Annotated in this window: 20 protein-coding genes and 3 rRNA genes; 8 read left to right on the top strand and 15 right to left on the bottom strand. The window is 60.0% G+C overall.

Annotated elements, in window-relative coordinates:
* Positions 1-75 precede the first annotated feature (75 nt).
* Complete coding sequence (locus AXW84_RS02965) at positions 76-684, top strand: superoxide dismutase (RefSeq protein ID WP_068228477.1); 609 nt, start codon at positions 76-78, stop codon at positions 682-684.
* 37 nt (positions 685-721) lie between these two features.
* On the opposite strand, the gene AXW84_RS02960 is transcribed toward AXW84_RS02965, so the two are convergent.
* A complete protein-coding gene (locus AXW84_RS02960; RefSeq protein ID WP_068228474.1) occupies positions 722-1,555 on the bottom strand; it encodes a hypothetical protein in 834 nt (277 codons plus the stop codon).
* Between the two features lie 140 nt (positions 1,556-1,695).
* On the opposite strand from AXW84_RS02960, the gene AXW84_RS02955 reads away from it, so the two are divergent.
* The gene (locus tag AXW84_RS02955) at positions 1,696-2,979 is read left to right on the top strand and encodes a nucleoside permease (RefSeq protein WP_068228471.1); all 1,284 of its coding nucleotides are present in this window, start codon (positions 1,696-1,698) and stop codon (positions 2,977-2,979) included.
* 219 nt (positions 2,980-3,198) lie between these two features.
* Here the strand turns inward: AXW84_RS02955 and AXW84_RS02950 are convergent, their stop codons facing one another.
* Positions 3,199-3,606: a nucleoside-diphosphate kinase gene (locus AXW84_RS02950; RefSeq protein ID WP_068228468.1), complete on the bottom strand. Its 408-nt coding sequence runs from the start codon at positions 3,604-3,606 to the stop codon at positions 3,199-3,201.
* 221 nt (positions 3,607-3,827) lie between these two features.
* On the opposite strand from AXW84_RS02950, the gene AXW84_RS02945 reads away from it, so the two are divergent.
* The 4 genes from AXW84_RS02945 (at position 3,828) to AXW84_RS02930 (ending at position 7,587) form a co-directional block, all read left to right on the top strand.
* Positions 3,828-4,874, top strand: coding sequence for a DHH family phosphoesterase (locus AXW84_RS02945; protein ID WP_068228460.1), 1,047 nt, complete (start codon positions 3,828-3,830; stop codon positions 4,872-4,874).
* A gap of 66 nt (positions 4,875-4,940) precedes the next feature.
* A complete protein-coding gene (locus AXW84_RS02940) occupies positions 4,941-5,939 on the top strand; it encodes an FKBP-type peptidyl-prolyl cis-trans isomerase (protein ID WP_082773664.1) in 999 nt (332 codons plus the stop codon).
* Positions 5,940-5,984: 45 nt separating this feature from the next.
* On the top strand, positions 5,985-6,503 hold the full coding sequence (locus AXW84_RS02935; protein ID WP_157886775.1) for an FKBP-type peptidyl-prolyl cis-trans isomerase: 519 nt from the start codon (positions 5,985-5,987) through the stop codon (positions 6,501-6,503).
* A gap of 127 nt (positions 6,504-6,630) precedes the next feature.
* Positions 6,631-7,587, top strand: coding sequence for an FKBP-type peptidyl-prolyl cis-trans isomerase (locus AXW84_RS02930; RefSeq protein WP_082773663.1), 957 nt, complete (start codon positions 6,631-6,633; stop codon positions 7,585-7,587).
* A gap of 74 nt (positions 7,588-7,661) precedes the next feature.
* Here the strand turns inward: AXW84_RS02930 and recO are convergent, their stop codons facing one another.
* The 4 genes from recO to AXW84_RS02910 all read right to left on the bottom strand — a co-directional run bounded on the left by recO (position 7,662) and on the right by AXW84_RS02910 (position 12,026).
* Positions 7,662-8,384, bottom strand: coding sequence for a DNA repair protein RecO (gene recO / locus AXW84_RS02925; RefSeq protein WP_068228442.1), 723 nt, complete (start codon positions 8,382-8,384; stop codon positions 7,662-7,664).
* 153 nt (positions 8,385-8,537) lie between these two features.
* On the bottom strand, positions 8,538-10,904 hold the full coding sequence (gene porZ, locus AXW84_RS02920) for a type IX secretion system anionic LPS delivery protein PorZ (protein WP_157886774.1): 2,367 nt from the start codon (positions 10,902-10,904) through the stop codon (positions 8,538-8,540).
* Between the two features lie 69 nt (positions 10,905-10,973).
* Complete coding sequence (locus AXW84_RS02915; protein ID WP_068228435.1) at positions 10,974-11,597, bottom strand: thymidine kinase; 624 nt, start codon at positions 11,595-11,597, stop codon at positions 10,974-10,976.
* Between the two features lie 105 nt (positions 11,598-11,702).
* Positions 11,703-12,026, bottom strand: coding sequence for a 2Fe-2S iron-sulfur cluster-binding protein (locus AXW84_RS02910; protein ID WP_068228429.1), 324 nt, complete (start codon positions 12,024-12,026; stop codon positions 11,703-11,705).
* A 36-nt stretch (positions 12,027-12,062) separates the two neighbouring features.
* On the opposite strand from AXW84_RS02910, the gene AXW84_RS02905 reads away from it, so the two are divergent.
* Together AXW84_RS02905 and AXW84_RS24395 are read left to right on the top strand one after the other, a co-directional pair.
* Positions 12,063-13,187: a hypothetical protein gene (locus tag AXW84_RS02905; RefSeq protein ID WP_068228425.1), complete on the top strand. Its 1,125-nt coding sequence runs from the start codon at positions 12,063-12,065 to the stop codon at positions 13,185-13,187.
* A gap of 88 nt (positions 13,188-13,275) precedes the next feature.
* On the top strand, positions 13,276-13,416 hold the full coding sequence (locus AXW84_RS24395; RefSeq protein ID WP_157886773.1) for a hypothetical protein: 141 nt from the start codon (positions 13,276-13,278) through the stop codon (positions 13,414-13,416).
* A 695-nt stretch (positions 13,417-14,111) separates the two neighbouring features.
* Here the strand turns inward: AXW84_RS24395 and rodA are convergent.
* From rodA to tsaB, 9 genes are all read right to left on the bottom strand, one after another.
* Positions 14,112-15,407, bottom strand: a complete 1,296-nt coding sequence (gene rodA / locus AXW84_RS02900) for a rod shape-determining protein RodA (RefSeq protein WP_068228422.1) — start codon at positions 15,405-15,407, stop codon at positions 14,112-14,114.
* Between the two features lie 228 nt (positions 15,408-15,635).
* Positions 15,636-15,747: ribosomal RNA gene (rrf, locus tag AXW84_RS02895) — 5S ribosomal RNA — on the bottom strand.
* Positions 15,748-15,855: 108 nt separating this feature from the next.
* A 23S ribosomal RNA gene (locus AXW84_RS02890) occupies positions 15,856-18,777 on the bottom strand.
* 222 nt (positions 18,778-18,999) lie between these two features.
* A 16S ribosomal RNA gene (locus tag AXW84_RS02885) occupies positions 19,000-20,513 on the bottom strand.
* Together the 16S, 23S and 5S rRNA genes form the textbook arrangement of a ribosomal RNA operon.
* A 638-nt stretch (positions 20,514-21,151) precedes the next feature.
* Positions 21,152-22,480 (bottom strand): serine hydrolase, encoded by a 1,329-nt coding sequence (locus AXW84_RS02880; RefSeq protein ID WP_082773662.1) that lies wholly within the window; start codon positions 22,478-22,480, stop codon positions 21,152-21,154.
* Between the two features lie 73 nt (positions 22,481-22,553).
* Positions 22,554-23,831: a hypothetical protein gene (locus tag AXW84_RS02875; RefSeq protein ID WP_068228414.1), complete on the bottom strand. Its 1,278-nt coding sequence runs from the start codon at positions 23,829-23,831 to the stop codon at positions 22,554-22,556.
* 61 nt (positions 23,832-23,892) lie between these two features.
* Positions 23,893-25,248, bottom strand: a complete 1,356-nt coding sequence (locus AXW84_RS02870; protein ID WP_068228411.1) for an APC family permease — start codon at positions 25,246-25,248, stop codon at positions 23,893-23,895.
* An 82-nt stretch (positions 25,249-25,330) separates the two neighbouring features.
* The gene (locus tag AXW84_RS02865) at positions 25,331-25,855 is read right to left on the bottom strand and encodes a DUF2480 family protein (RefSeq protein WP_068228408.1); all 525 of its coding nucleotides are present in this window, start codon (positions 25,853-25,855) and stop codon (positions 25,331-25,333) included.
* 10 nt (positions 25,856-25,865) lie between these two features.
* On the bottom strand, positions 25,866-26,567 hold the full coding sequence (gene tsaB / locus AXW84_RS02860; RefSeq protein ID WP_068228406.1) for a tRNA (adenosine(37)-N6)-threonylcarbamoyltransferase complex dimerization subunit type 1 TsaB: 702 nt from the start codon (positions 26,565-26,567) through the stop codon (positions 25,866-25,868).
* Position 26,568 lies beyond the last annotated feature (1 nt).

The following is a 26,568-nucleotide window of genomic DNA, read 5'->3' as shown; positions in this document are numbered from 1 at the left end:
CCGCGTCGCCGGTAACCCCGCGGGGCAGTTGGCGGTTGTAACGGTGAGTTTTCTTTCACTTTACCCTTTTCACTTATGGCTTTCGAACTGCCCAAGCTACCCTACGCCTACGACGCGTTGGAACCCACGTTTGACGCGCAAACGATGGAGATTCACCACACGAAGCACCACCAGGCCTACGTTACGAATTTGAACGCCGCCATTGCGGGCACGGCGATGGAGAGTCAGTCCATCGAAGAAATTCTGCACAACATTGCGGCCGCGCCGCCCGCGGTGCGCAACAACGGTGGCGGCCATTGGAACCACTCCCTGTTCTGGACCATCCTCTCGCCCAACGGGGGCGGGCAGCCTACGGGTGCCGTGGCCGAGGCCATTACCAAAGCTTTTGGCAGCTACGAGAAATTCAAGGAAGAATTCACCAAAGCCGCCACCACGCGCTTCGGCTCGGGCTGGGCGTGGCTGTGCAAGCAGGCCGACGGCTCGCTGCAAATCTGCTCGACGCCCAACCAGGATAACCCCTTGATGCCCGACGCCGGCTGCAAGGGCATGCCCATCCTGGGCCTCGACGTATGGGAGCACGCCTACTACCTAAAGTACCAAAACCGCCGGCCCGACTACATCGCCGCCTTCTTCAACCTCATCAACTGGGACGAGGTGAACAAGCGCTTCGCCGACGCCAAATAAGTTGGGCCGCTTCGGCGGCTCAATTGAAGCCCGCTTCCTAGCCGGAAGCGGGCTTTTTTGTGGTTTTGTGCCCTCCTTCACAGCCGCACGCCTGCGCGCAACAGCCAATACCCCGCCGCCAGGGGCCCCAACGCCAGCGCACACCGTGGTGCCCGCAACACGGCGGGCGCCGCCGGGGGCCCCCAGCAAATCGGCCCGGCCGATGGCGGCCCCAAACGCCGCTCCCAGCACTACTCATGGGCGGATACACGATAAGCACTGTTGGCCAAGGCCACGACAGCGCCGTGATGACGACCGAGCCCAGCAGCCACGGCCACAGCAGCAATGCCCGCAGGTAAGGCCGCTTTTGCGCCACCACTTCGGTGGGCCCAACCCCGAGGCCTGACGCGGGCACGAAGCGCAAAAACAGCGGCGCCGTGCGTTGCACGGCCAGCACCACGGCCACAGCTGCCGCCACCGCAGCTACAACGGCGGCAGCCACGGGCACGCCCAGCAGCTTTTCGGCCTGGCCCACGTCGCCATAGTCCACCACCGGGCTGGTCATCACGTAGCCCAGGAAGTTTATAATGCCAAACACCCCCAGAAACAGCCCAAATAGGGCCCCGGGGCCCGTGCTGCGCCCGCGCGCCGTGAGCGTCAGCGCCGCCACGCCCTGCGCCAGGCTGAACACCGGGCCGGCCAAGGCGATAAGTATTTCTTGCCGGGGCCCAGCGGGCGGGGCATCGACGTGTGAATTAAACAAGGTTGAGTGCACCCCGGCAGCCAGCGCCATCAGCGCGTGGGCCAGCTCGTGCAGCAGCACGGTGGCCAGGAAAGCGGCGGTGTACAGGCAAATGGCCGCGAAGGCCCAGCGCCGGGTATTTTTTTGCATGGCGGGCGGTGGGAGGCGAACGGAAATATAGGTCGTTTTCTATCTTGAATCGCGCCAATGAAGTGCGCCAGGGCCTGTTTTATTTCTATTGTAACTTTAGGCGCAAAAGCCCTTTTTCCGAACTTTAAAGCTGCGCCTGCATGAGCATCAAGCTGCGACTTACTATTCTAAGCTTCCTCCAGTTTTTTATCTGGGGCGCGTGGTTGATTACAATTGGTGCGTACTGGTTTCAAACCAAGCACTGGTCGGGCGCGCAGTTCGGCGCCATCTTTTCCACGATGGGCATCGCCTCTATCTTCATGCCCTCACTCATGGGCATTGTGGCCGACAAATGGGTAAACGCCGAAAAGCTCTACGGCGTGCTGCACCTGCTGGGTGGCATCACCCTCTGCACCATTCCGTTCGTCACTGACCCCGGCATATTCTTCTGGGTAATTTTGCTGAACATGATTTTCTACATGCCCACACTGGCGCTGTCCATCGCCGTGTCGTACTCGGCCCTGAAAAGCCAGGGCCTCGACGTAGTGAAGGACTACCCGCCCATCCGTGTCTGGGGTACCATTGGCTTCATCGCGGCCATGTGGACGGTTACGTTCCTGGGCTTTGAGAAGTCGGCCAACCAGTTTTACGTAGCCGCCGCGGCAGCACTGCTGCTGGGCTTCTACTCCTTCACGCTGCCCGCTTGCCCGCCGCCCTCCAAAGGCGCGTCGAGCCGCTCGCTGGTCGATGCGCTGGGCCTCAAGTCGTTTGCGCTGCTGCGCGACCGCAAGCTGGCAACCTTCTTCGCTTTTGCGCTGCTCCTAGGGGCCGCCCTGCAGCTCACCAATGCCTACGGCGATACCTTTTTGCACGACTTCGACAAAGTGCCCGGCTACCGCGATACGCTCTCGGTGCAGCACCCGGCCTTCATCATGTCGATTTCGCAGATTTCCGAAACGCTATTCATCCTCGCCATTCCGTTCTTTTTGCGGCGCTTTGGCATCAAGCAGGTCATGCTGTTCAGCATGATTGCCTGGGTGTTACGCTTCGGCCTGCTGGCTTACAGCAATCCCGCCGGTGGCCTCTGGATGATTATCATGTCGTGCATCGTGTACGGCATGGCCTTCGATTTCTTCAATATTTCGGGCTCGCTGTTTGTCGAAACCCAGACCCAGCCGAGCATCCGGGCCAGCGCCCAAGGCTTGTTCATGATGATGACCAACGGCTTTGGGGCCGTGCTGGGCAGCTCGGTGAGCGGCATCGTCATCCAGAACTACTTCACCGATGCCGCCGGCAATAAGGACTGGCAAGGCATCTGGCTGGCCTTTGCGGCCTACGCGCTGGTGATTGCGGTGCTGTTCGTGTTCATCTTCAAGCACAAGCACGACCCGCAGGTGGCTGAAAATGACTATCCCGAGCCCGTGCTATCGGTAGAGCAAGCGTAGCGGGCCGGTGGCCGGGCCCCTATTCCCAACGCGCCGCTTACTCGTTACGGGTGCTGCCTTTACCGGCGGAACAAAGGTGCCCAACCGAGTCATTTTCAACTATGAATCTAAGCTCGTCAATACAAACTTAGTATAAAAAAAGTCTGTTTTCAGTACAACAAAAAACCCGCGTTGCAGCGTGCAACGCGGGTTTTTTGTTGTTTTTTGGGCCCCAGCGGACTACTTACTGAAGAAAAAATCGGCTTCAATTTGGGCATTCTCGTCCGAGTCGGAGCCGTGCACGGCGTTGGCTTCAATGCTCTTGGCGTATTTCTTCCGGATGGTGCCTTCGGCGGCCTGGGCTGGGTTGGTGGCTCCGATGAGAGTGCGGAAGTCGGCCACAGCGTTATCTTTTTCGAGTACAGCGGCCACGATGGGGCCGCTCGACATGTACTTCACCAGGTCCTGGTAGAAGGGGCGCTCCTTGTGCACGGCGTAAAACTCGCCGGCGCGCTCGGCCGTCAGGGCAATTTTCTGGAGCTCCACGACGCGGAAGCCGCCGGCCTCCATCATGCCCAGAATGCCACCGATGTGGTTTTCTAAAACGGCGTCGGGCTTAATCATTGTGAATGTGCGGTTGGTGGCCATGGGGCGGGAGGGGGTGGTAAAAGAGAAAATGAAACGGGTAAGGGCACAAAAGTAGCCATAACTCGGGCGCGCGCCGGCCCAGCCGGGGCCCCCGTTGGGCCAGCCGCAGCGAACCTTCGGGGGGGCTTCGGTTGTTGGGAACGAATTTCTTCCGACTTTTGCCGCCCACTTGGCCCTAGGGGCCCGGCCCTTAGTTGACTCCCAGGTTTCTTACGTTGTCGATGACCACCCCCCTTGCCGAACTACAGGCGCTGCTCACGCAGCCCCGCCAAGTTTTCATCACCACCCACCACAAACCTGATGCCGACGCCCTCGGCTCGTCGCTGGCGTGGGCGGCTTACCTCAAGCAGCACGGCCACCACGTTACCGTGGTTACGCCCTCCGACTACCCGGCCTTCCTGAACTGGATGGGCGGCAACGACGAGGTAGTGGTGTACGACAAGCGCCAGAACGACCACCAGGTGCGCGACCTGGTGCAGCGCGCCGAAGTCATCTTCTGCCTCGATTTCAGCTGCCTGGCCCGCATCAACGAGATTGGGGAATACGTGCGCAACGCCCCCGGCACGAAGGTGCTCATTGACCACCACCAGCAGCCCGAGGCGTTTGCCGACATCAGCTTTTCTAACCCCGGCGCGGCGGCCACGGCCGAGCTGATCTTTGAAATTATCCGCGACCTGGGCGACCAGGCCCAGGTGACCAAGGCCATGGGCGAGGCCCTGTACGCGGGCATCATGACCGACACAGGCTCCTTCCGCCACCCCAGCACTTCGCGCAACGTGCACCTCATCATCGCCGAGCTGCTGAGCGCGGGCATCGACCTCTCGGCCGTGCACCGCCGCATCTACGATTCGCATTCCGAAATCCGGCTGCGCTTCCTGGGCTTTGTGCTCAAGGAAAAGCTGGTCGTCAACCGCGAGTTCAACACCGCTTACATTGCCATCACCCGCGACGAGCTGCGCGCTTACGACAGCAAAACCGGCGACACCGAGGGTTTGGTGAACTACGCGCTTAGCATCGAGGGCATTGTATTCGCCGCCATTTTCATCGACCGCGGCTCGGCCGTAAAGATTTCCTTCCGCTCGGTGGGCGACTTCTCGGTAAGCGATTTTTCACGCCAGCACTTCGAGGGCGGCGGCCACCACAATGCGGCCGGCGGCATCAGCTACCTGCCTTTGGCGCCCACCGTCGAGCGCTTTTTGGGCCTGCTGCCCCAGTACAAGGAGCAGCTGGTGAGCGAGCCCGTAGCCGCCGCGCCGCCCGTGGCCTAGCCCGCGCTTACCTTTGTAGCCAATTCGTTGCCCCAACTTTGTTTTTCCTCACACTTTAGCACGTTCATGCGTTCTACCTTCCGTTCTGGACGGCACCTGGCCCTGGGGGCCGGCTTGCTGGGCCTTCTATTCTCCACCGCGGCCTGCAACAAGCTTGGTGGCGGCGACTTCGCCAAAACGAAATCGGGCATCGAATACAAAATCTTTAAGAAAGTCGGCAGCAAGTACGAGCGGCGCGACATCAGCGGCGACGCCGACCCGACCTATAAAGACCGGGTAGGTAAGTTCCTGACCGCCTACATCGACACCCGCACCGGCAAAGACTCGGTGCTGGAGAGCACCCGCACCAAGTTCCAGGGCGCGTTGGTGCCGCTGCCGTTGCAGGAAGTGAAGCGCAAGGGCACCCCCGAGGAAGCATTTGCTTTGCTGACGCCCGGCGACAGCGCCGTATTCCGCTTCAACGCCGACTCGCTCTTCAAGCCCCAGGGCCCCAACCCGCCCCGCCCCGTGCCCCCCTTTCTGAAGAAGGCCGGCAACGTGGTGGTGTTGCACGTGGCCACCCGCGGCCTCATCGACCAGGCCGCCGCCATGACCATGCAGCAGGACTTGCAGCAGAAAATGATGGCCGAGCAGCAGCGCCAGATGATGGCCTTCGCCGGCGACCAGCTGAAAAAGGACGACGCCGCGCTGCAAGCCTACGCCAAAAGCAAGAACCTGACGGGCCTGAAAAAGACCCCCTCGGGCATTTATTACCAAATCACGACGCCCGGCGCGGGGCCCCTGGCCAAGCAGGGCCAGACGGTGACCATGAAGTACACCGGCATGCTGCTCGACGGCAAGGTATTCGACTCTTCGGACAAGCACCCGGGGCCCCCGTTTTCGTTTCCGCTTGGCCAGGGCAAAGTGATTCCAGGCTGGGACGAGGCCGTGGCGCTGCTCAATAAAGGCAGCAAGGCCACGTTCCTGATTCCGTCGACGCTGGCCTATGGGCAGCAGGGCGCCGGGGCCGACATTCCGGCCAACGCGCCGCTGCGCTTCGACGTGGAGCTAGTCGACGTTAAGTAATTTTCTCAGGTAGTAGGCATGCGGGTATCGTTCATAAAATCTTTTTTGCTTCGTTTCCGGGCCCAAGTTGGGCTGCTGGGCCTACTGGTGCTGTGCGCTTCGCCAGCCCTGTGGAGCTGTAGCAAAGCTGACGTGGTTGACGTCAACGCCGTTGACGACGCTACCATTCAGGGCTACTTGAAGCGGCATAACTATACCGCCTCCGACTACCAGCGGACTGCTTCTGGCCTATACTTGGTGACGCTTGCCACAGGCACGGGCCCGCAAGTGGCTCCGGGAAAGAAGCTGAGCGTGAAGTACACCGGCAAGTTTGTAAGCGCCGCCACAGAAAACACCGTGTTCGACACGTCAGATAATGCACCGACCAAAAGCTTTGATTATACCGTGGGGGCTGTCAGCCTGATCCAGGGATGGTCGGAAGGGGTAGCTCTCATGCGCCAGGGCGACCGCAAGTTGTTGCTTATTCCCTCTTACCTAGCTTACGGACCGACGGGAGCTGGCTCAGCCATTCCGCCCAATACCCCCATTTTGTTTGACATGCAAATTGTGACCGTTTCGCCCTAGCGGCGGCGGCTATGGTTGCTGCGCACCCCGTTCCGCGCTTGCTGCGGGGCGGGGTGCGTTCGTTTGCGGCCAGGGCCCCACCGGGCCGTTGTGCGCCTTCCCACCTCCTTCACCTTACCACTATACCATGCGTTTTTGGATGATTTTGACGGCCGCGCTGCTGGCCAGCCATTGGGCTGCAGCTCAGGCGCCGGCCGCGGCGGGCCCCAGCCGCACCGCCAGCGGCATCGAATACCAGTTGTTTCGCCGGGGCCCCGACGGGCGCTTTGCCCCCCGGGCCCTAACCGTGCCGACGGACGCGCCCTACGCCAGCCGGGCCGGCCAGTTCCTTACCGTATTCCTGGAGTTCCGTACCGGCCGCGATTCGGTGCTGATGAGCAGCCGCCGCCTGCAACCCAAGCCGCAGCCGTTCCCGCTGCTGCCCACGCCGCCTCGCGGCACCCTAGAGGAAGCCGTGGCCCTGCTGCTGCCCGGCGACAGCGCCGTTTTCCGCCTGCCGGCCGATACGCTGTTCGCCAAAACCTTCCAAGGCCAGCCGGTGCCGCCGTTCATCAAGCAGGCCGGCAACGTGCTAGTGATATCGGCCCGGGCTTTTGACCTGGTGAGCCGCGAGGAACTGACCGCCCGCGAGCAAAAGCTGCGTGCCGAGCAGGCCAAGGCCGCCGCCGCAGGTTCGGCCAAGCAGACGCTGAAGGACAATGCCCAAATCCAAGCCTACCTCAAGAAGAACAAGCTGGTGGCCCGCAAAACGGCCGGCGGCACTTATTACGTCCTCACCCGCACCGGCAAAGGGGCCCTGCCCAAAAAAGGCCAAGTCGTGAGCGTGCTCTACAAGGGCAGCTTGCTGGCCACGGGCAAGGTATTCGACGCCTCGGCCCAGCACGGCAACGTGCCCATTGACTTCCCGCTGGGCCAGGGCCAGGTTATCCCGGGCTGGGACCAGGCCATTGCGGCGCTGCCCAAAGGCAGCAAGGCCATCCTGCTCATCCCATCGCCACTAGGCTACGGCACCCGCGGCGCCGGGGCCGACATCCCACCCAACGCCGTGCTGCGCTTCGACGTGGAGCTGGTGGGCGTGAAGTAGTCGCCCGATGATTGATTGCCGCCTTGCGCGGGGCCCCACCAGCACGTGCTGCGGCGGGGCCCCGCGTTTTGCATTTATTCGGCCAGCACCTGCGAGAGAATGTCGAGCGATTTAATCTCGCCCAACTGCTCGACGTGCAGCTGGTAGTAGCGCAGCAGCACGTTCAGCAGCTCGCGGCGCACGCGGCCGTTGGGGATGGTGCTGGGGCCCTGGCCGTGCAGCAGATCGTCGAAGTAGCCCGCGAACTCGCGCAAGTGCAGCACGGCGGGCCCCGTGGGGCCCGTGCGGCAGGTGGGCGCGTGCCCGGCCATGGCCACCTGGTCGGTCAGTTCAGCCCCCGAGTCGGTGCCGAAGCCCAGGTACGTGGCCAGCTCCAGCAGGAAGCGCAGGGCAAAATTTTCGCTGCCCGCCGCGGCCCGGTCGAAGGCCAGGAGGTGGTCGTGCAGGAACGCGAACAGCGGCGCGTCGGCTTCTTCCTCGTGCAGGGCCCGGCCCAGCACTTCGGATAGGAACAGCACCACACTGCTCTTGGCCACGTCGTAGGGCAGGGTTTGGAAGGGCTCGGCGCAGCGGAACTCGGCCAGCCGCGTGAGGCCCCCACGGGCCGACGTGTAAGCAACTAATTCGAGTAGCGTGAGGGGCTGGAACAGGGCGATGCGCCCCGGCGGCTTGGACTTGCGCACGCCGTTCACCACGTAGCTCTGCAAGCCCAACTGCTCGGTGTAGACGCGGGCGATGATGCTGGTTTCGCGGTATTTGAGGAAGCTGAGGACGATGCCGCGGGTTTTGACCAGCATGGGAAGTAAACTAAAAAGAAGGATTAAACGGGAAAACACCGCCTTGGCGCGGGAAGTGCGGCAGACAAGCCCGAAACGGCAAACCAAGCGGCGGAGCCAAGCCAGCCTTGCGGCCGGGTTTTCCACATTTAATCCACTTCTCCACCTTCCGGCCTATTTCGATAACACGGCCACTTTGCTCACGCAGCCGTTTTGGCCGTTGGCGTCGGAGGTGAGCACCAGGTATACGCCCGAACGCACGCGGCGGCCGTCGGAGTCGGTCAGGTTCCAAGTGACGGTGCCGCCGGTGGCCGTGGTAGCGTACACGAGGTGGCCGGCCACGTCGGTAATTTTCACCAGCGCGTTGTTGGCCAGCCCGCCGATGCCCACCAGGCCCGCGAAATCGGGCCGCACGGGGTTCGGGAATACCTGGGCGCAGCTAGGAGTGCCCTCCGTGACGGTGGCCCCGCCGCGGTACGCCAGCACGCCCGAATCGGTGGCCACCCACACTTCGCCGGTTTTGTCGTTCACGGCCACATCGTTGATGCGGTTGGTGGGCAGCGGGCTATTGGCGGTGGTGAAGTGAAGCAGGGCCTCGCTACCGTCGGCGCTGAAGAGCCACAGGCCGTTGTCGGTGCCGAACCACTTGCGGTTGGCCCCGTCCACGGCCACCGACTTCACCACTTCGCTGTAGAGCACCGGGAACCGGCTGCCCTCGCCGCGCTGCACCGCCGGCAGTCGGAACGTGCTAGTGCCTGCCAGGGCCCCGCTGGGATCGTCGAGCACGGCCACGCCCGCCGCCGTGGTCACCCAAATAGCCCCCGCCCGGTCGTTCACCACGTCGTAGATACCGGGCAGAATCACGTCGCTGCCCGTGGCGGGGTCCGTGGCCAGCGAAAACTTGCGGGTTGCGCTGGTATTCGGATCGACTACCCACAGGCCGTCGCCACCCTGGCGGGCTTCCGAGGCCCATACTTGGCCGAGGTTGTCGATGGCCAGTCGGTCCAGGTTTTGCGAGCCGTTGAAGTATGGAATGGCGCTCCAGGCGGCCGCGGCGGGGTCGAAATGGAACAGGCCCGACACACCGGCCTGGCGGTGCTGGTTGGCCACCCACACGCCGCCGGTGGCGTCGGGGGCCACGTCCGTCACGCGCACGCTGATGTAGCTGGGGTCGTTGGGGTCGATGGTGCGGCGCAACAGGCTACCCGGCGTGCCTTCCGTGAATGCACGAAACTGGCCGGGGCCCTTCCACTCCAGCAAGCCGTTGCCGTAGCTGGCCACGTACAGCGTGCCATCGGCGGTGCGCGCCCCCCGCGACACGTCAAACGGGTTAGGGTACATGGCCGCCGGCAGGGCCCCGTTGATGTTGGTCCACTGCCCGGCCGTGTACTCATAAAATCCTTCGCGGCGGTAAAACGGCAAGTATCGGTCGGTGTAGCCACCCGTGAAAACATCCGTAATGCCCGTGTGGGCGTCGGACAGCAAGCTGTAGGCCGAGCCAGTGGCGGGGCCGTTGGCGGCGAAGGTTTCAGGGGCCTGGCCCGCGCGCAGCCGCTGCACCCCGGCCAGGTAATTGGCCACGTAGTAGCTGCCGTCCCGCGCCGAGTATACCGCGTCCGTCACGTAATCGCCCGAGCCGGCCGGTCCGGACAGCAACTGGAACGTCCCCGCGGCGTCGCGCCGGTACACGCCGTAGTTATCGCCGGCCAGTAGCAGGCCGCGCAGTGAACTGCGTAGCTGCCGGGCGCGGGTTGTGTAGGGCGCGGCCACCGGCTGCCAGGCATTGGCCGCCCGCCGGAACACATAGGTGCCGCCGCCGTTGTCCACCGTGGCGTACACGTGGGGGCTCTGAGTGGATAGCTGGCGGTAGGCTTCGTAGCCGCCAGCCACCACCGGCACCGGCTGGTATACGGCCCAGCTGCGGTAGTCGAGCAGGTTATCGGCCATGCGGGCCACCTGCAAGCCCGCCGACGTGGCCGCGAACAGCGTGTCGTGGGCCACGGCCGTAGCGTACACCCGCACCGCTGCCCCTACGGGCCCAATGGCACTGTACGTGTCGCTCACCTCCACCCGGTCCAGGTTCAGCACCACCACCCCAAACGCGGCGGCTAGGTACGCCCGCCGCCCGCTCACCATTGCCTGGTAAATGGTGCGGTCGCTCTGAATACTTTTGCGCAGAATATCGGGCAGGTTGCGCACCTGGCCGTCGTCCCCCAACAAATCCACGTTGTTGTTGCGGTACACCACCACCGTCTGGTGGCCCACCGAGTCGTAGGCCAGCGCCGCCACGCCCACGTCGCTCAAGCCGTCGCGGCTGGAAAGCGTCTGGGTGGTATTTAGCGTTTTGTCAATGAAATAAAAGGCATTTTCCGTGCCCACGTACACGCGGTTGCCGGCGTCGGCCAGGTGCAGGGGCCGGTTGGTGGGCAGGTGCAACTGCCAATCGCCGTAGCCGGCCGTGTTCTGGGCCCGCGCCCCCAGGGGCCCCAGCAAAGGGGCCAGCAACAACAACACAACCAGCAAACGAGCGAAACGGGGCATACGGCAGGGCCTCAGGGACGGTAAATGTAGCGCAAGCCCGCCGCCGTTCCCAACGCCAGGCCCATTGGTTTAGTGCGGGCGCGCGGCCGCCGCCGGGGCCCCAGGCCGCTCCTGCATCCCCGATAAAAAGCACGGGCGGCAACGGGCTTCGTACGAATCGGTTTCGCCCAGCAGCACTTGTTTTTCGCTGGCAGCAATGCGGAACGAGTAAGCGGCCAGCTCGCCGCAGCACACGCACACGGCGTGCACCTTGGTCACAAATTCGGCCGTGGCCAGCAGCGCCGGTATGGGCCCGAAGGGCCGGCCAAGAAAATCCATGTCCAGCCCCGCCACGATGACGCGAGTGCCCTGGTCGGCCAGCTGCTTGCACACGTCCACCAGCGAGGCGTCGAAAAACTGCGCCTCGTCGATGCCCACCACGTCAGAGCCCGCTGCCAACAGCAAAATTTCGTCGGGCAGCGCCACCGGCGTCGAGCGGATGCTGTTGGCGTTGTGGCTCACCACGTCCTGGGCGTGGTAACGGGTATCGAGCGCCGGCTTGAAGATTTCAACCCGCTGCCGGGCAATCCGGGCGCGGGTAAGCCGGCGAATCAGCTCCTCGGTTTTGCCCGAGAACATGGACCCGCACACTACCTCCACCCAACCCCGGTGCGGGGCGGTGAACCGGGGGCCAACTCTGGTTTCAATAAACACGCAATCAATTAGTTAAATCAAACACAACGTATTATAAACCAGGGCAGCCTGCCCTGGTCCACCGCACAAATTACGGCCTTGGGGCCCCAGCCGCCCCTGCTTGCCCTAGCCGTCGTAGCGCTGGTGAGGCAATTGCGTGGCCACCGGCACCCGGCCGCGCACGTTGCCCGCCGGCAGCCGCGCCTGGCAGGCCAAACGCTCGTCGAACGCTAAGCGGCCCGCGGCCCGGTAGCGCTCTTCGGCCGCCGTGGGGGGCCCCAGGCAGGCGCCCCCGGCCCGGACCTGCACCCGGCAGCTAGTGCAGCGCCCGCGCCCCCCGCAGGTGTGCATCCAGTCGAAGCCCTCCCCGTGCAGGGCGGTCAGCAGCGTGGCCCCAGCGGGTACTTCCAGCACCGCACCGGGCAGGTTCTCTATCGTCAGCAGGGGCATTTGTGCCTAACTTTCGGCGCTTGAACTTCGCCTAAAATGAACGACAAATATAGCCCCGCTAAGTGCGCACAGTACGGCTGCCGCCTAGCCGCCCGGCTTTGCGACCAGCACTTCGGCCCCCAGCCCGCCGCCACACTCGACGGCCCCGCCCTGCTGCGTTTCACGCCCGTACGCCAGCTCAACTTACTGGTGTTGCGTCAATTGCTAACGCAGTGGCAAGCCGAGGCCGCCCGCCTGCGCAGCCCGTATTTTGATTTCGACGCCGCGCCTGTACAGGCAAGCCTCGCGCAGCTAATGAATACGCTTTCGCGACACATCCGCCTCAACCGCACCGCCTTAGAGTCGCTGCTGGCCCAGGCCATTGCGGGGGCCCTGAGCTTGGCCACGGCCCCCGCTGCCGCGGCGCAGCACCTGCTGTTCAGCGGTCCGGAACCCATTGCCCCGGCAAGCCTGCGCGACAACTTGCGCTACATCGACCTTGACAAAGAATTCTACCAGGGCTTTGTTGACAACCTCCCGGCTACCACCGAGGGCTTCTCGGCTGAGTTTCTGAGCCACCGCTTCGAGCTTTACCAAGCGGCCAACTACCGGGCCCACGACGCCGTGCAGCGCTTCGTCGAAACCCTGAGCGCTCTGTTGCCCCTCACCACCGCCGATTTACTGGAAGAAGGCCCCGTGGCTGCTCCACAAGTACCCGCGACTCAATTGGCAGCAGTTCAGCCCGTTATTTCAGCTCCGGTGGCACTCGAGCCAGTGACCGTGCCGCTCGTCACCCAGCCACTGGCCGAGAGCGTTGCGCTCCTGCCTATGACCAATGTGCCGCTCTACGAGAAATTAAAAGCCTCGCAAGGCGATGCCCAACCGCTGGCCGAAACCTTGCGCGCCCACGCCGCCCACGCCCGCCCGCCTGAGCACGCCGCTCCTAAAGTAGAAACGCTGCGCGCCGCCATTTCCATCAACCAGCGCTTCAGCTTCATTAACGAGCTGTTCAACGGCGAGAACATGGAATACCACGCCGCTGTCCAACACCTCGATGCACTACCTACCGCCGAGCAAGCTCGGGCTTACCTAACCAACGAATTAGCCCAGCGCTACGACTGGACGCGCAAAGAAGAACACGTTGGCAAGTTGCTCAAACTCATCGAACGCAAGTTTGCTTAGGGCCCTGCGCAGGCCACTAAGCCGGCGCGCGTTCTTTCTTCGCCATTGGCTGCTTCCGTAGGCGCTAGCTGTAGCTGCCCTGGCCAATTTGGCCTATTCCGTGTACCAGCACTACGATTTCTCTTATTCGCCTGATGCCAGCAACTACCTGCGCATGGCCACTGGGCAGTTTGACATCGTCAGAATTACGCGGCGCTACCGCGCGCTGGTTCAACGCAGCACGCCTTAATAGGAACCCAGCAGGGGCTGCGGCCTTGGCCACGTAGGTCTTGCTCATCAGCTTGGGCCGTTCACGAAGCAGGCTTATCGCTCACCAGTAGTCTATACACGTTAACTTTTGGGTGGCGTACTATGCTTCCTCTGCTTTTTGGCGGGGCCCAGGTACCGATTGGGCAGTAGCCATCACTCTATTATTAGGGTCCCTAAAAAAGGAACCGTTCACCTTCTTGCTGCCTTAGTTGCTGTGGTACGCCCATCGCGCCCTTTCCATACCTCAGCAACTGCTCGTATTAGTTGCAGGCCTGGGGCCTTTATGCAGTGCATTGGGTAATTGACTCTCGTATCGGCGCTTCCGTTACCGAATCGGTAAACAATGCCTTTTCCCGTTTCGAAAACATTCGCTATTCCCTGCACCGCGCCTCCAGCTTAAAGGGAACAGGCGAGCTATTGAATATTTTTGGCTTGTATACTCTCATCTTACCCGTAGCATCCTGGCACGCGTGCATTACCCCATCCTTCGCACAGTGGCCCGACCCACTATGATTAGCCGAATTACTGCTGTTGGCCGTTAGTATTCATTCACGTGCTATTATTAGGCGACTTGGGTCGCATGGACTACTTGGCTGCACCCGTTGTCTGCACCGCCTTAGCGCTAGTTTTTAAGCACTGGCGGCAACTCTTACATTCTGCGGCTGCCACAAAAGCTTAGCGGACCAAGTCTTGCTTTCGGTAAGCATCAATTGCCAACAAGCTAAATAGTAAAATAGTAAACGACCATAGCGAAGACCCGCCATAGCTGAAAAAAGGCAACGGTATCCCCACCACAGGAGCTAGGCCCATCGTCATACCCATGTTTATCGTGATGTGAAAGAACAGAATGCTGGCCACGCAGTAGCCATAAGTGCGCCCAAACACTGATTTTTGGCGTTCCGCTACGTACAGAATCCGCCACAGAAGCGCTAAATACAGGCTAATAACTGTTAAACTACCAGCCCACCCAAACTCCTCCCCAACAGTGCAGAAAATAAAGTCGGTACTCTGCTCCGGCACGAAGTCGAATTTGGTTTGGGTCCCTTGTAAAAATCCCTTGCCCAATAGCCCCCCTGACCCTAGGGCGATTTTGCTCTGCGTCACGTTCCATCCCTTACCTAACGGATCAGCTGACGGGTTGAGAAGCACCTCGATACGTTGGCGTTGGTGTGGCTGTAGGACCTCGTTATAAAAAAAATCAACACCCACCACCATCCCAATAACCAAAGCCCATACACTAACTGCTAGCACCAAATGATGACGTAATACGCGTCGGTTGAGCAATAATATTGCTGCCAACAGTAGCGTAAAAGCTCCTACCAACCACAGCTTTGGCACCAACAAAGCCAACAGCAGAATTGTACCGGCAGCTGCCAGTAACAAGAGTATCAGTGGCGACATACCTTCCCGGAAGTAGGCCAGCAGCAACGCAGCAAATACTAGCGCTTGCCCCGATTCATTAGATGCAACGATCAGCAAAGGTGGCAACAGCGTGATACCGGCAAGTACCAACTGGTCACGCCAGTTTTGATATCGCAAATTAATCCCAGCCATAAACCGAGAAGCCGCCAGCGCCGTTGTAAACTTGGCAAATTCCGCCGGCTGCAATCGTACAGGGCCTAATTCAAGCCACGAGCGTGAACCAGCAATGGGCCGCGCCACCAACATCGTGAGGATGAGGAGCAAAATCATCCCTCCGTACAGACCATACGCAAGTGTATCAAACGCCTTATAGTCCACAACCAACAAAACCACTACCAGCACAACTGCTGTCCCTATCCACAACAGTTGCTTAAACCAATTGAATGCCATCAATTGATCAAAGTTCAGATTAGCCAGCGGGTTGACCGGAGCGTCGGCTGAATAACTAGCTGCATAGATGCACACCCAACCCAATCCAACTAAGCTTGTATAAATAGAGACAGTTACCCAATCAATACTGCGGCTATACCGTGCAGGTGACGAAAGCATTACAATATTTATTTTTTAGTAAAAGGCAATAAATATAAAATTAACCTCGCGTGGTTACACAATCCTCCTTATGAAACAGTAATTAATAAAAATTAACATTCTACTATTAAAATATAGTGCACAAAAAATAAATAATCTTTCTTTGATTCAACAGGGAATTAAACACAAAACGCCTGCCGCTGATGAAAGCGGCAGGCGTTGGGGAATAAACGTTGGGGAATAAAATAAAGTTGGCGGCGACCGACTCTCCCACCGGTGAAGGCAGTACCATAGGCGCACCGGGGCTTAACGGCTCTGTTCGGAATGGGAAGAGGTGAACACCCGGGCTAAAGCCACCATTGCTGGCGGGGAGTGCGCGTGTTCTGTCAAACCCGGTCGCCCGGGCACGCACTCCGCAATAACTCGACGCAAGGGGACAAAAACGAAACGCGTGGCGCGCCACCGAAAATCTGCGAAGCCCTCGGGCCATTAGTACGGCTCGGCTGTTCCATTTCTGGTTTTTCACCTGCCGCCTATCCACGTGGTCGTCTCCCACGGCCCTTCCAATTGGGATATCTCATCTCCAGGTGAGTTTCGCACTTAGATGCTTTCAGCGCTTATCTCCTCCCAGCGTAGCTACCCGGCGCTGCACCTGGCGGTACAACCGGCGCACCAGCGGCTGGTCCATCCCGGTCCTCTCGTACTAAGGACAGGTCCTGTCAAATATCCAACGCCCACCACAGATAGGGACCGAACTGTCTCACGACGTTCTGAACCCAGCTCGCGTGCCACTTTAATCGGCGAACAGCCGAACCCTTGGGACCTTCTCCAGCCCCAGGACGTGACGAGCCGACATCGAGGTGCCAAACCTCCCCGTCGATATGAGCTCTTGGGGGAGATCAGCCTGTTATCCCCGGCGTACCTTTTATCCTTTGAGCGACGGCCCTTCCATGCGGAACCGCCGGATCACTATATCCGTCTTTCGACCCTGTTCGGCTTGTGGGCCTCGCAGTCAAGCCCGCTTCTGCTATTGCGCTCTGCGTCCGGTTACCAAGCGGACTGAGCGGACCTTTGAAAGCCTCCGATACTCTTTTGGAGGCGACCACCCCAGTCAAACTACCCAGCAGCCACTGTCTCCGCGCGGCGGATTAGGCATCAGGCACGGCAAGGGCGGTATTTCAACGTCGGCTCCCCGAGACCTAGCGGCCCCGGTTCAGCGCCTCCCGCCTATGCTACACATGCCGAACCCAACACCAATGGCAACCTATAGTAAAGGTGCACGGGGTCTTTCCGTCCCGTGGCGGGTACTCGGCATCTTCACCGAGACTACAATTTCACCGAGCTCACGGCTGAGACAGCGCCCAGATCGTTACACCATTCGTGCAGGTCGGAACTTACCCGACAAGGAATTTCGCTACCTTAGGACCGTTATAGTTACGGCCGCCGTTTACCGGGGCTTCGATTCAAACCTTCGCCCTTGCGGACTAAGTTCCCCTCTTAACCTTCCGGCACCGGGCAGGTGTCAGGCCATATACGTCCGCTTGCGCGTTGGCATAGCCATGTGTTTTTGTTAAACAGTCGCCTGGGCCTTTTCACTGCGGCTTCTCTGGCTTGCGCCAGAGGAAGCGACCCTTCTCCCGAAGTTACAGGTCCATTTTGCCGAGTTCCTTGGCCGTGATTCACTCGAGCGCCTCAGGATACTCTCCTTGACCACCTGTGTCGGTTTGCGGTACGGGCGATGAATCGATTAAAACGCTTAGCAGGTTTTCTTGGCAGTCGGATTAGGCACGCTATCCGCGTGGCCCGAAGGCCGTGCGGTACTATCAGGTTTCGACAAGATGGGCGTACTTAACTACCCTTCCTATATCTACGCCCTTCAACGGGCACTTCCGTCCGCCCGCGGTGCTTTCACTTCTGCGTCACTGCATCACTTCGATTCATCGGTGCTGGACTATTAACCAGCTGGCCATCGAATACGCCCCTCGGCTTTTCCTTAGGTCCCGACTAACCCAGCTCCGATTAGCGTTGAGCTGGAAACCTTGGTCTATCGGCGTGGGGGTTTCGCACCCCCATTATCGTTACTCATGCCTACATATGCGTTTCTCCACGCTCCACCGCCCCTGACGAGACGGCTTCTCCGCAAGAAGAATGCTCCCCTACCACGCAACCATCTTGCAGGTTGCATCCAAAGCTTCGGTACCAGGTTTGATGCCCGCGTATTATCGACGCCCGATCGCTCGACCAGTGAGCTGTTACGCACTCTTTAAAGGAATGGCTGCTTCCAAGCCAACCTCCTGGCTGTCAAAGCAATCGGACCTCCTTTGTTCAACTTAACCTGGATTTAGGGACCTTAGCCGTTGGTCTGGGTTCTTTCCCTCTCGGCCGGGGACCTTAGCACCCCAGGCCTCACTGCCGGCGATACGTGCTGGCATTCGGAGTTCGTCAGGATTCGGTAGGCTCTGACACCCCCTAGTCCTATCGGTAGCTCTACCTCCAGCACGCTCCGCGCCGACGCTGTACCTCAATACATTTCGGGGAGTACGAGCTATTTCTCAGTTTGATTGGCCTTTCACCCCTACCCACAACTCATCCAAATCCTTTTCAACGGAAACTGGTTCGGACCTCCAGTGCGTGTTACCGCACCTTCATCCTGGTCATGGGTAGCTCACCAAGTTTCGCGTCTACCCCCCCCGACTACGCGCCCTGTTCAGACTCGCTTTCGCTGCGGCTCCGCGCCTAAAAGCGCTTAACCTTGCCGGGGAGGAGTAACTCGTAGGCTCATTATGCAAAAGGCACGCCATCAGGCCACCAAAGCCCTCTGACTGCTTGTAAGCACACGGTTTCAGGTTCTTTTCACTCCGGTATTCCCGGTTCTTTTCACCTTTCCCTCACGGTACTAGTTCACTATCGGTGTCTCAGGAGTATGTAGCCTTAGCGGATGGTGCCGCTCGCTTCAGACGGGGTTTCTCCGGCCCCGCCCTACTCAGGATCCCACTACCGTAAACCAGAATTGTCGCTTACCGGGCTCTCACCGTCTCTGGCCTGCTTTCCCACGCAGTTCAGCTAACTCGATTTAATCAGATGTTGTGGTCCTACAACCCCGCAGCGGCCGTAACCGCCGCGGTTTGGGCTCCTCCCCGTTCGCTCGCCACTACTTGGGGAATCATTGTTATTTTCTTTTCCTGCAGGTACTTAGATGTTTCAGTTCCCTGCGTTTGCCACTGCCCGGCAAGCGGGTCAGTTCACGACTCTTCCAGTCGCGGGGTTGCCCCATTCGGAAACCCCGGGATCACCGGGCATGTGCCCCTCCCCCGGGCTTATCGCAGCTTATCGCGTCCTTCGTCGCCTCTGAGACCCTAGGCATCCCCCGTGTGCTCTTGCTTACTTCGCTTTCGCAACGTGTTTCCTTAAGAAAACCCGCCGGCCTCCGAAAAGACCCGGCGCGCTGCGCTTCGTTTTTGTTACCCCTTACGTCAAAGAACGATTACCACTAAATGAATCAGTGATAGTGTAGAAAAGCTTCTATCAAGCTAATCCATATTATTTGAATGATGGAAAAGACATTTAGTATAACTGCTTGATTGATTTGAACTCACGAATCAAATTGCTCCAGAAAGGAGGTGATCCAGCCGCACCTTCCGGTACGGCTACCTTGTTACGACTTAGCCCTAGTTACCTGTTCTACCCTAACCGGCTTCGTTGCGGAGCACCGGCTTCAGGTCTACCAAACTTCCATGGCTTGACGGGCGGTGTGTACAAGGCCCGGGAACGTATTCACCGCGCCATTGCTGATGCGCGATTACTAGTGATTCCAGCTTCACGGAGTCGAGTTGCAGACTCCGATCCGAACTGAGAACGGCTTTTCGGGATTGGCGCACCATCGCTGGTTGGCAACCCGCTGTACCGTCCATTGTAGCACGTGTGTAGCCCTAGGCGTAAGGGCCATGATGACCTGACGTCGTCCCCGCCTTCCTCACTGCTTGCGCAGGCAGTCCATCTAGAGTCCCCGGCACGACCCGCTGGCAACTAAATGTAGGGGTTGCGCTCGTTGCGGGACTTAACCCAACACCTCACGGCACGAGCTGACGACGGCCATGCAGCACCTTGCTTTGTGTCCCGAAGGAAAGGTTCGTCTCCGAACCGGTCACGCGCATTCTAGCCTAGGTAAGGTTCCTCGCGTATCATCGAATTAAACCACATGCTCCACCACTTGTGCGGGCCCCCGTCAATTCCTTTGAGTTTCACCCTTGCGGGCGTACTCCCCAGGTGGGATACTTAACGCTTTCGCTAAGCCAGTGACCGTCTATCGCCACCAGCGAGTATCCATCGTTTACGGCGTGGACTACCAGGGTATCTAATCCTGTTCGCTCCCCACGCTTTCGTGCCTCAGCGTCAGTACCAGCCTAGTCAGCTGCCTTCGCAATCGGGGTTCTGGACGGTATCTATGCATTTCACCGCTACACCGCCCATTCCGCCAACCTCGTCTGGACTCAAGCCGCGCAGTTTCCAGGGCAGTTCCGTTGTTGAGCAACGGGCTTTCACCCCAGACTTACGCGGCCGCCTACGCACCCTTTAAACCCAATAAATCCGGACAACGCTCGCACCCTCCGTATTACCGCGGCTGCTGGCACGGAGTTAGCCGGTGCTTATTCTCCCGGTACCGTCAGGGCCCTGCGCACAGGACCGGTTCTTCCCGGAAAAAAGCCGTTTACGACCCAGAAGGCCTTCATCCGGCACGCGGCATGGCTGGGTCAGAGTCTCCTCCATTGCCCAATATTCCCTACTGCTGCCTCCCGTAGGAGTCGGGCCCGTATCTCAGTGCCCGTGTGGGGGACCAGCCTCTCAGCTCCCCTAGCCATCGTCGCCTTGGTGGGCCGTTACCCCCCCAACTAGCTAATGGCACGCAGCCCCATCCGAATCCAATAAATCTTTAACTTCTGCCCGATGCCGGACCAAAGTCTTATGCGGTATTAATCCGCCTTTCGGCGGGCTATCCCCCAGATTCGGGTAGGTTGGCTACGCGTTACGCACCCGTGCGCCACTATGGCATTGCTGCCACCGTTCGACTTGCATGTATTAGGCCTGCCGCTAGCGTTCATCCTGAGCCAGGATCAAACTCTCCATTGTATAATATCCTTCACCTGCTCGTAAGCAGGCTGCTGTCTTGGCTAATTCGACTCGTATTTACGAGTTCAAATCAATTTTACGCTTGTTAAATACTCTGCTTAATTTCTCAAGCAGAATCTTACCATTTGTCTTTTCCAAACATTCAAAGAACGTGTGCCATTTCCATTTGAAATGACAATGTGGCTTTTTAGCCGAGCCTCTGTTCCGCCTCTTCCGATTTGGGAATGCAAAGGTAATGAAATTTATCAGCTTGACAAGAAAATTTGTATTATTTTTTTTGTCAACAACTGCTTCAATTCTTTTGATCTGAAGCGGGGTGCAAAGGTAGCTGCTTTATTCCTTTTTGCAAGATAAAAGAGTTTTTATTTTCTCTTTTCCTACTACTGTTCCGATTGAGTCGAAGTGGGGTGCAAAACTACAATGACCTTTTCAGTTATTCAAACGAATCAGAAATTTTGTTTTCCGATGATTCTTTTGCCCTCGTCCGTTCGATTTGGGAGTGCAAAATCAGGTATTAAAATTAGCTCACGCAACTATGTGCACACTATTTGGATGTGACACATCATACATTTTATAACTCGTAGGTGACTCTACCCTGATGATCAAGCCAATAAGAAGAGTGCCGGTTGGGGCTTAGGCTAACGAATACGGGCTGGGATGGCAAAATCGCCGGGATAAGGATGGTGTGCGCGGGGCCGCAATGCTTCGTATTGGCGAATAGTGTGGCCCAATTGGGCAAAGAAGGGTAGTCCAATGGTTTCGTATTCGTACAGACCGTCGTTGATAACTCCGTCGGAGTTTACATAAATGACTGCACTCAACAAGAATTCGGACTGGTGCAGGGAATCGGCGAAGTAGGCTACGTCAGCCAAAAACCCGTGTGACATGCCAACAATGTTGTAGATGCGAAGACCATTCTCAGCGAGCGCGGCTGGGTTGCGGCCGTAGTAGAGGTACTTCTTATAGGTGTCGAAGTAACGCTTGGAGGCGTAGGGACGGAAACCTGCCTCGTGGGGCGTGGCGTGCAGGTAGTACCGAAGGAAGGAATAATCGTTAGCCGTGAGGTGTGGGCGGAGGGGATCGGGCACTGATTCGGGAAACAGCAAGGTGCGCAGCAGGGTACTGACGTCGGCCAAGGGCAGGTGGTTGGCGGTGGTAAAATCGTAGGGCTGGCGAACGAGTCGTGTGCCAATGCGGTAAGCGCGGCCTTTCGATACGGGGCCCAAGGGGCTGGCGTAGGGCCTGGGATTGGTCAGCGCTGGCTGTTTATAAATGGTATCGCCGGTGGCGGAGTGGAAACTGATGGGATTGGTATGGCGGTTGGCGACCGTGTCGCAGGGGGCAAAACGGCGCGTGATGCGGGCATTGGGAAAACCTAGCTGGGCAAGACGTTCGTTGAGGGGACCTTGGCCCAGAAATTCGTAGAGGCGGTTGTAGGCGGTATTATCGCTCACCAGCAGCATGCGCTTGATATAGTTGCCAATGGTCGCCGCTTGGTCGGAATCGGCGGGAGCGGCGAAGGGCACGGCGGTTTGGCAGCGGAAGGCGGTACCCGTGGCCATGATGGTACGGCGGGTGAGGCTGGGCTGGTGCAGGTCGTTCAGCTTTTCCAGAGCCAGCGTGACCACGGGCAATTTGACTAGGCTGGCCGGGTTGAAGTATTGGCGCGCATTGAGGTGGAAGGTGTGCGGCGTAAAACGAGGCACGTTTTGCGCGTCGCGGTCGATTTGGGTGTAGATGATTTGCAACTCGTAGGCGGGGTTGTCGGCAATGGGGGCCAAGCCGGGGGAGGTGTGCAGCAACGAATCCAGAAGCGGGGAATCGGCGCTCTGCTGGGGGCCCCGGGCGTTGGTCGTGCGGTTGAGGGGTGCGGTGTACCCAAACGCGGCAGCCATTGCCAGGAGCAGGAGCCCACCAATTATATAGGTATAGCGGTAGCGGGCAGGAAGGGAGAACTTATGATTCATCGGCAGGGCAAAAAACGACGGGGGCCGCGGTGAGGTCACCACGGCCCCCGGGCCTGGAGTTTAACAAAATGACTTAGTTGCTGACCGGCGTACGGCGCTGGGCTAGCAGCAGGTTAGAATCGGTTTGGCGCCAGTTGTAGCCGGTGCCGAATGGCAGCGGGCGGGGGTGATGCAGGCTATCGGTGTAGGCAGCGGTTAGCTCGGGCTGGTAGTGCTTGGCAAAAAGGTTGATGGGGCGGCGGTACGTTCCGTAGTAAGTGAACTGCCAAGTGCTTGCTGGAAAGTATTTCATGGCAATGCCTGAGTCGTCTTGTAGCAAATAATTGCTGCGCGCCAGCACGAGGTTGCGGATTTTTGAGAAATACGCCTTGTGCATAAGGTAGGTGGCCGACTTCACGTAGGTAGTGAGGGGCCCCAGGGTACGCGCGTAGGTGAGCAAAGCCGGGTGGGGCTTGAGTTTGGCGTCGCTGATATCGGCCGAGAAGTAGTAAATGGTTTGGGCTTGACCGCTGGCGCTGCGCACCTGAATTTCGGCCCCCGGGATGTTGGGGCGGCCGCTGGCGCGGGTGGTATCGGCTGCGCCGGGGGTGAGTTGGCCGGTGGCGGTGAGCTGCACGGGGCGCACGGCCAGCACCTGGTGGCCTGTACGGGCAGCGAATAGCATAATGAGCGGCACGGCCCCGTCAAGTTCCACCGATTTCAGGTCGATGGCCATGTCGTTGGTTCGGAAGAAGCTAAAGTTCAGCACTGACCACAGCGAGGCCTTGATGGCGGGGTACAGCTTGAAGTTTTCGAGCGAGGCGCGAGCGGGCACGCTGCCCACGGGCTCCAGGCCCACCATGACGTAGGCTTGGCTCGTGGGGAATAGGGTGGCGACGTTGAGAAAATCGGGGCCGCTGAACGGGTAGAAGATGGTGGGGCTGCGGCGCTGCACCGAATCTAGCTCGTGCGTGGCCCACTGCGTCATGCGGCTGGTGTGGGTGCTGGTGTACTTCGCCCAGCTTTTGTCCTGGTCTTTCGCGAAGGCTTGGTAGGCGGGGCCCTGGGCGAGGGCGGCCAAGTCGGAATTAGCGCGGACTGGCAACCCGGCGAGGTAAGTGGCCACGTCTTGCACGTAGGCCGTATCGGTGGGAGCAGCGGTGGCGGTGGGCTGGGTGGTGGGAGCACCGGGCGCACCGACCGTATCGGCGGAAGTAGGCGGCGCGGCGGGTGGCGTTTGCGCCGGGGCCCCGGCATCGGGAGTGGCCTTGGTCGAGGCCGACGTTTCGGTTTTAGTCGTCGATTCGGAGCAGGCAGCCAGGGCCAGCAAGGCGACGGGGAGCAGCCGAAGGGCAGCGTTTCGGAACAGCATATATATAAGGAGTGAAAACGCGGGCCCGGCCGGTGCCGGGGGCCCACTTGGAAGCCGCAAGTTACGGGTTGGGCGCAGGCCGGGGCGAGCGGAAAAATCGGGTGGTTGCCACGTACACCACCAGGCCACCCGCCAGCGTTAGCAAGCCGTAGCGCGATTCCGTGGGTTTTTCGCGCAGGATGAAGGCAAGCGTCCAGCCGCTCAAGCCCAGGAAAATCAGGGGAGTAAATGGATAGCCCCAGGCCCGGTACGGACGCAGGAGGTTAGGCTTTTTCCAGCGCAGTACAAACAGGCCCAGCACGGTGAGGAAGGTGAACAGGTTCAGCACGAAGCCGGCATACACCAGGATTTCCTTGAAACTGGGCCGCAGGATGAACGCCAGCGTGATGCCCGTTTGCAGCAGCAGGGCCCTAACGGGGACGCCGGCGCGGCTTTTGGCAGCGAAGAAGCGCAGGGCCGGCAGGTCTTCGCCCATGGCCTGCACAATGCGGGGCCCCGCAAAAATCATCGAGCTGATGGTGGAAACGAGCAGCGCCGCGATGATGCCTCCCGCCAGACGGCCCGCCGGGGCCCCAAACAGCGAAGTGGCGGCTACAAACCCGACCTCCACCTGCCCCTTCAGCCCGGCCAGCGGCGTGGAGCGGAGGAATACGTAGTTCAGTCCCACGTATAAGAGGAGCACCACGGCAGTACCGGCCAGCAAAATGCGCGAGAGGTTGCGGCCAGGGTTTTGGATTTCGCCGGTGAGGTAAGCGGCGGCGTTCCAGCCCGAGTAGGCGTAGCTCACGTACACCAAGCTCACGGCGAAAGCGGGGCTGAGCACCGCCCGCCAGCCGGCGGCATCGGGGGCGTAGTGCAGGGGCTGCCCCTCCCCTACCACTAAGCCGGCGCCGATGAACACGACCAGAATGGCCACTTTCAGGGCGGTGATGACGATTTGCAAGCGGCTGCCAGCGCGAGTGCTGGTGCCGTGCACTAGCGTGAGGGCCAGCACCACGCCCACACCGAGCGAGCTGGCCCCGGTAATGGCGGTGCCCGCCACCACGGCCTGGCCCAGGCCGGGCCACACGCTTTTCGCGTATTCGCCCAAAGCCAGCGCCGCCAAAGCCGTGGGGGCCGCAAAGCCGACGGTAGCCGATACCCAGCCCGATAAAAAACCCAGCGCCGGGTGGTAAATTTGCCCCAGGTAATGGTACTCGCCGCCCGAGCGGGGCATGGCCGCCGCCAGCTCGCCGTAGCTGACGGCCCCGCACAGCGCAATGAGGCCTCCCACGGCCCACAGCATCAGCAGCGCGAAGCCGCTTTGGATGTCGAGCACCTGAAACCCCAGGCTGGTGAAAACGCCCGTGCCCACCATGTTGGCCACCACGATGGCCGCCCCGGTGAGGAAACTTATTTTGTATGGTTGACTTTGCACGCTGGCAAATGTCGGGCTTTGGGTTGGCTAAACGAAAAAACGCGCCGCAGCGCGTTTCCTCGTATTCCCGCGGCAGCTTTTGCTACTCTATCACGGCCGCTTTGGGCTTTTTGTAGAGCGGCACGGTGCTGCACGGCTCGCCGTACATGATGCTGCTCGTGACGGGCAGCAGCTTCTGCATGATGGCCACGTAGGCGAACGTGGGCACGGGCTTTTCGCCGCAGCCCTTCACCACCACTTTGGCGTCGCGGTATTCTTCAGCGTCGAGGCCGGCAATGGCTTCTTCAAACAGCGACTGTTCCAGGGCCCCCAAGTCGCCAAATACGTAGCGGTGGGCGTGGTTTTGCAGCTTAATAGCGAGCAGCATATAGGCCCAGGTGGGCACAATGGCATCGGCCGAGCAGATAATGGCCACGTTTTGGCCGTCGTACTGGGCCCAATCGTGGGTTTTGATGAACTCGCGGAAATCCTTTTCGCGCAGGATGAGGCCGTGGAACAGGTTGTCCTTGATGTCGTAAAGCACCCGCTCGCCGGCGTGAATGAATTCTTCCAGGTTGAGGGTGACGAGGCCGCTGTTGGCGACGCGGTTGGTGAAAAGCGGTTCCATAATAATAAGGCTAAACTGGCGACGACGTTTTGGGCGTGGTCGTGTACACTTCTTTCAAATAAAACGGCTCGTAATAGGCCACGTCCTGGAACGCCTGGCGGCGAAAAGCGGCCACGCCCAGGGCCCCCACCGCCACGGCCGACGGCTCGATGCTGGCCAAGAAGCCGATGTTGGCTTGTTCCGCCACCAGCGGCCGAAACTTAGCCGCGCCGTTGCCAAAGCATAACACCCGGCGGTGGACCAATTGTTCGGCCAGGGCCCCGGGCGCGAGGATGAGGGGCGCGGGCGCCAGCACTTCCTGCCCATCGTGGGCGTAGAGGGCGGTGTACACTTCCATGCGCCGCGCGTCCAGCATCGGGCAAAACAGCGTTTTTTCCGCATCCGCCGTCACGGCGGCCACTTGCGCCGCCAGGGCCCCCAGCGTGCTCACCGCCACCAGCGGAATATCCAGCGCGAAGCACAGGCCCTTAGCCGCCGCCGCCCCAATCCGCAACCCCGTGTAGGAGCCGGGCCCGTCGCTCACGGCTACTGCGGCAAGATCAGCCAGAACGTGGCCGGTGTTTTCAAGCAATTGCTCAATTAATACGGTGAGGTGCGTGGAGTGCGACTTTTCCAGCCGCAGCTCGGACTGGCCAATCAGGCGGCCGTCGGCCACGTCGTGCAGCGCGACGGAGCAGACGGGGGAAGAGGTTTCGAGGGAAAGGAGAAGCATT

Source organism: Hymenobacter sp. PAMC 26628 (assembly GCF_001562275.1).
In the GTDB taxonomy this organism is placed as follows: domain Bacteria; phylum Bacteroidota; class Bacteroidia; order Cytophagales; family Hymenobacteraceae; genus Hymenobacter.
This window is presented reverse-complemented; position numbering and strand designations above follow the sequence as displayed.

What these genes read in the sequence shown, in the direction of transcription:
- AXW84_RS02910 (WP_068228429.1), bottom strand. Translation starts at nt 12,026, where the DNA reads ATGCCCCTGCTGACGATAGAGAACCTGCCCGGTGCGGTGCTGGAAGTA.
- tsaB (WP_068228406.1), bottom strand. Translation starts at nt 26,567, where the DNA reads ATGCTTCTCCTTTCCCTCGAAACCTCTTCCCCCGTCTGCTCCGTCGCG.
- AXW84_RS02950 (WP_068228468.1), bottom strand. Translation starts at nt 3,606, where the DNA reads ATGGCCACCAACCGCACATTCACAATGATTAAGCCCGACGCCGTTTTA.
- AXW84_RS02965 (WP_068228477.1), top strand. Translation starts at nt 76, where the DNA reads ATGGCTTTCGAACTGCCCAAGCTACCCTACGCCTACGACGCGTTGGAA.
- AXW84_RS02875 (WP_068228414.1), bottom strand. Translation starts at nt 23,831, where the DNA reads ATGCTGTTCCGAAACGCTGCCCTTCGGCTGCTCCCCGTCGCCTTGCTG.
- rodA (WP_068228422.1), bottom strand. Translation starts at nt 15,407, where the DNA reads ATGCTTTCGTCACCTGCACGGTATAGCCGCAGTATTGATTGGGTAACT.
- AXW84_RS02930 (WP_082773663.1), top strand. Translation starts at nt 6,631, where the DNA reads ATGCGTTTTTGGATGATTTTGACGGCCGCGCTGCTGGCCAGCCATTGG.
- AXW84_RS02945 (WP_068228460.1), top strand. Translation starts at nt 3,828, where the DNA reads ATGACCACCCCCCTTGCCGAACTACAGGCGCTGCTCACGCAGCCCCGC.
- AXW84_RS02940 (WP_082773664.1), top strand. Translation starts at nt 4,941, where the DNA reads ATGCGTTCTACCTTCCGTTCTGGACGGCACCTGGCCCTGGGGGCCGGC.
- porZ (WP_157886774.1), bottom strand. Translation starts at nt 10,904, where the DNA reads ATGCCCCGTTTCGCTCGTTTGCTGGTTGTGTTGTTGTTGCTGGCCCCT.
- AXW84_RS02955 (WP_068228471.1), top strand. Translation starts at nt 1,696, where the DNA reads ATGAGCATCAAGCTGCGACTTACTATTCTAAGCTTCCTCCAGTTTTTT.
- AXW84_RS02880 (WP_082773662.1), bottom strand. Translation starts at nt 22,480, where the DNA reads ATGAATCATAAGTTCTCCCTTCCTGCCCGCTACCGCTATACCTATATA.
- AXW84_RS02865 (WP_068228408.1), bottom strand. Translation starts at nt 25,855, where the DNA reads ATGGAACCGCTTTTCACCAACCGCGTCGCCAACAGCGGCCTCGTCACC.
- AXW84_RS02960 (WP_068228474.1), bottom strand. Translation starts at nt 1,555, where the DNA reads ATGCAAAAAAATACCCGGCGCTGGGCCTTCGCGGCCATTTGCCTGTAC.
- AXW84_RS02905 (WP_068228425.1), top strand. Translation starts at nt 12,063, where the DNA reads ATGAACGACAAATATAGCCCCGCTAAGTGCGCACAGTACGGCTGCCGC.
- recO (WP_068228442.1), bottom strand. Translation starts at nt 8,384, where the DNA reads ATGCTGGTCAAAACCCGCGGCATCGTCCTCAGCTTCCTCAAATACCGC.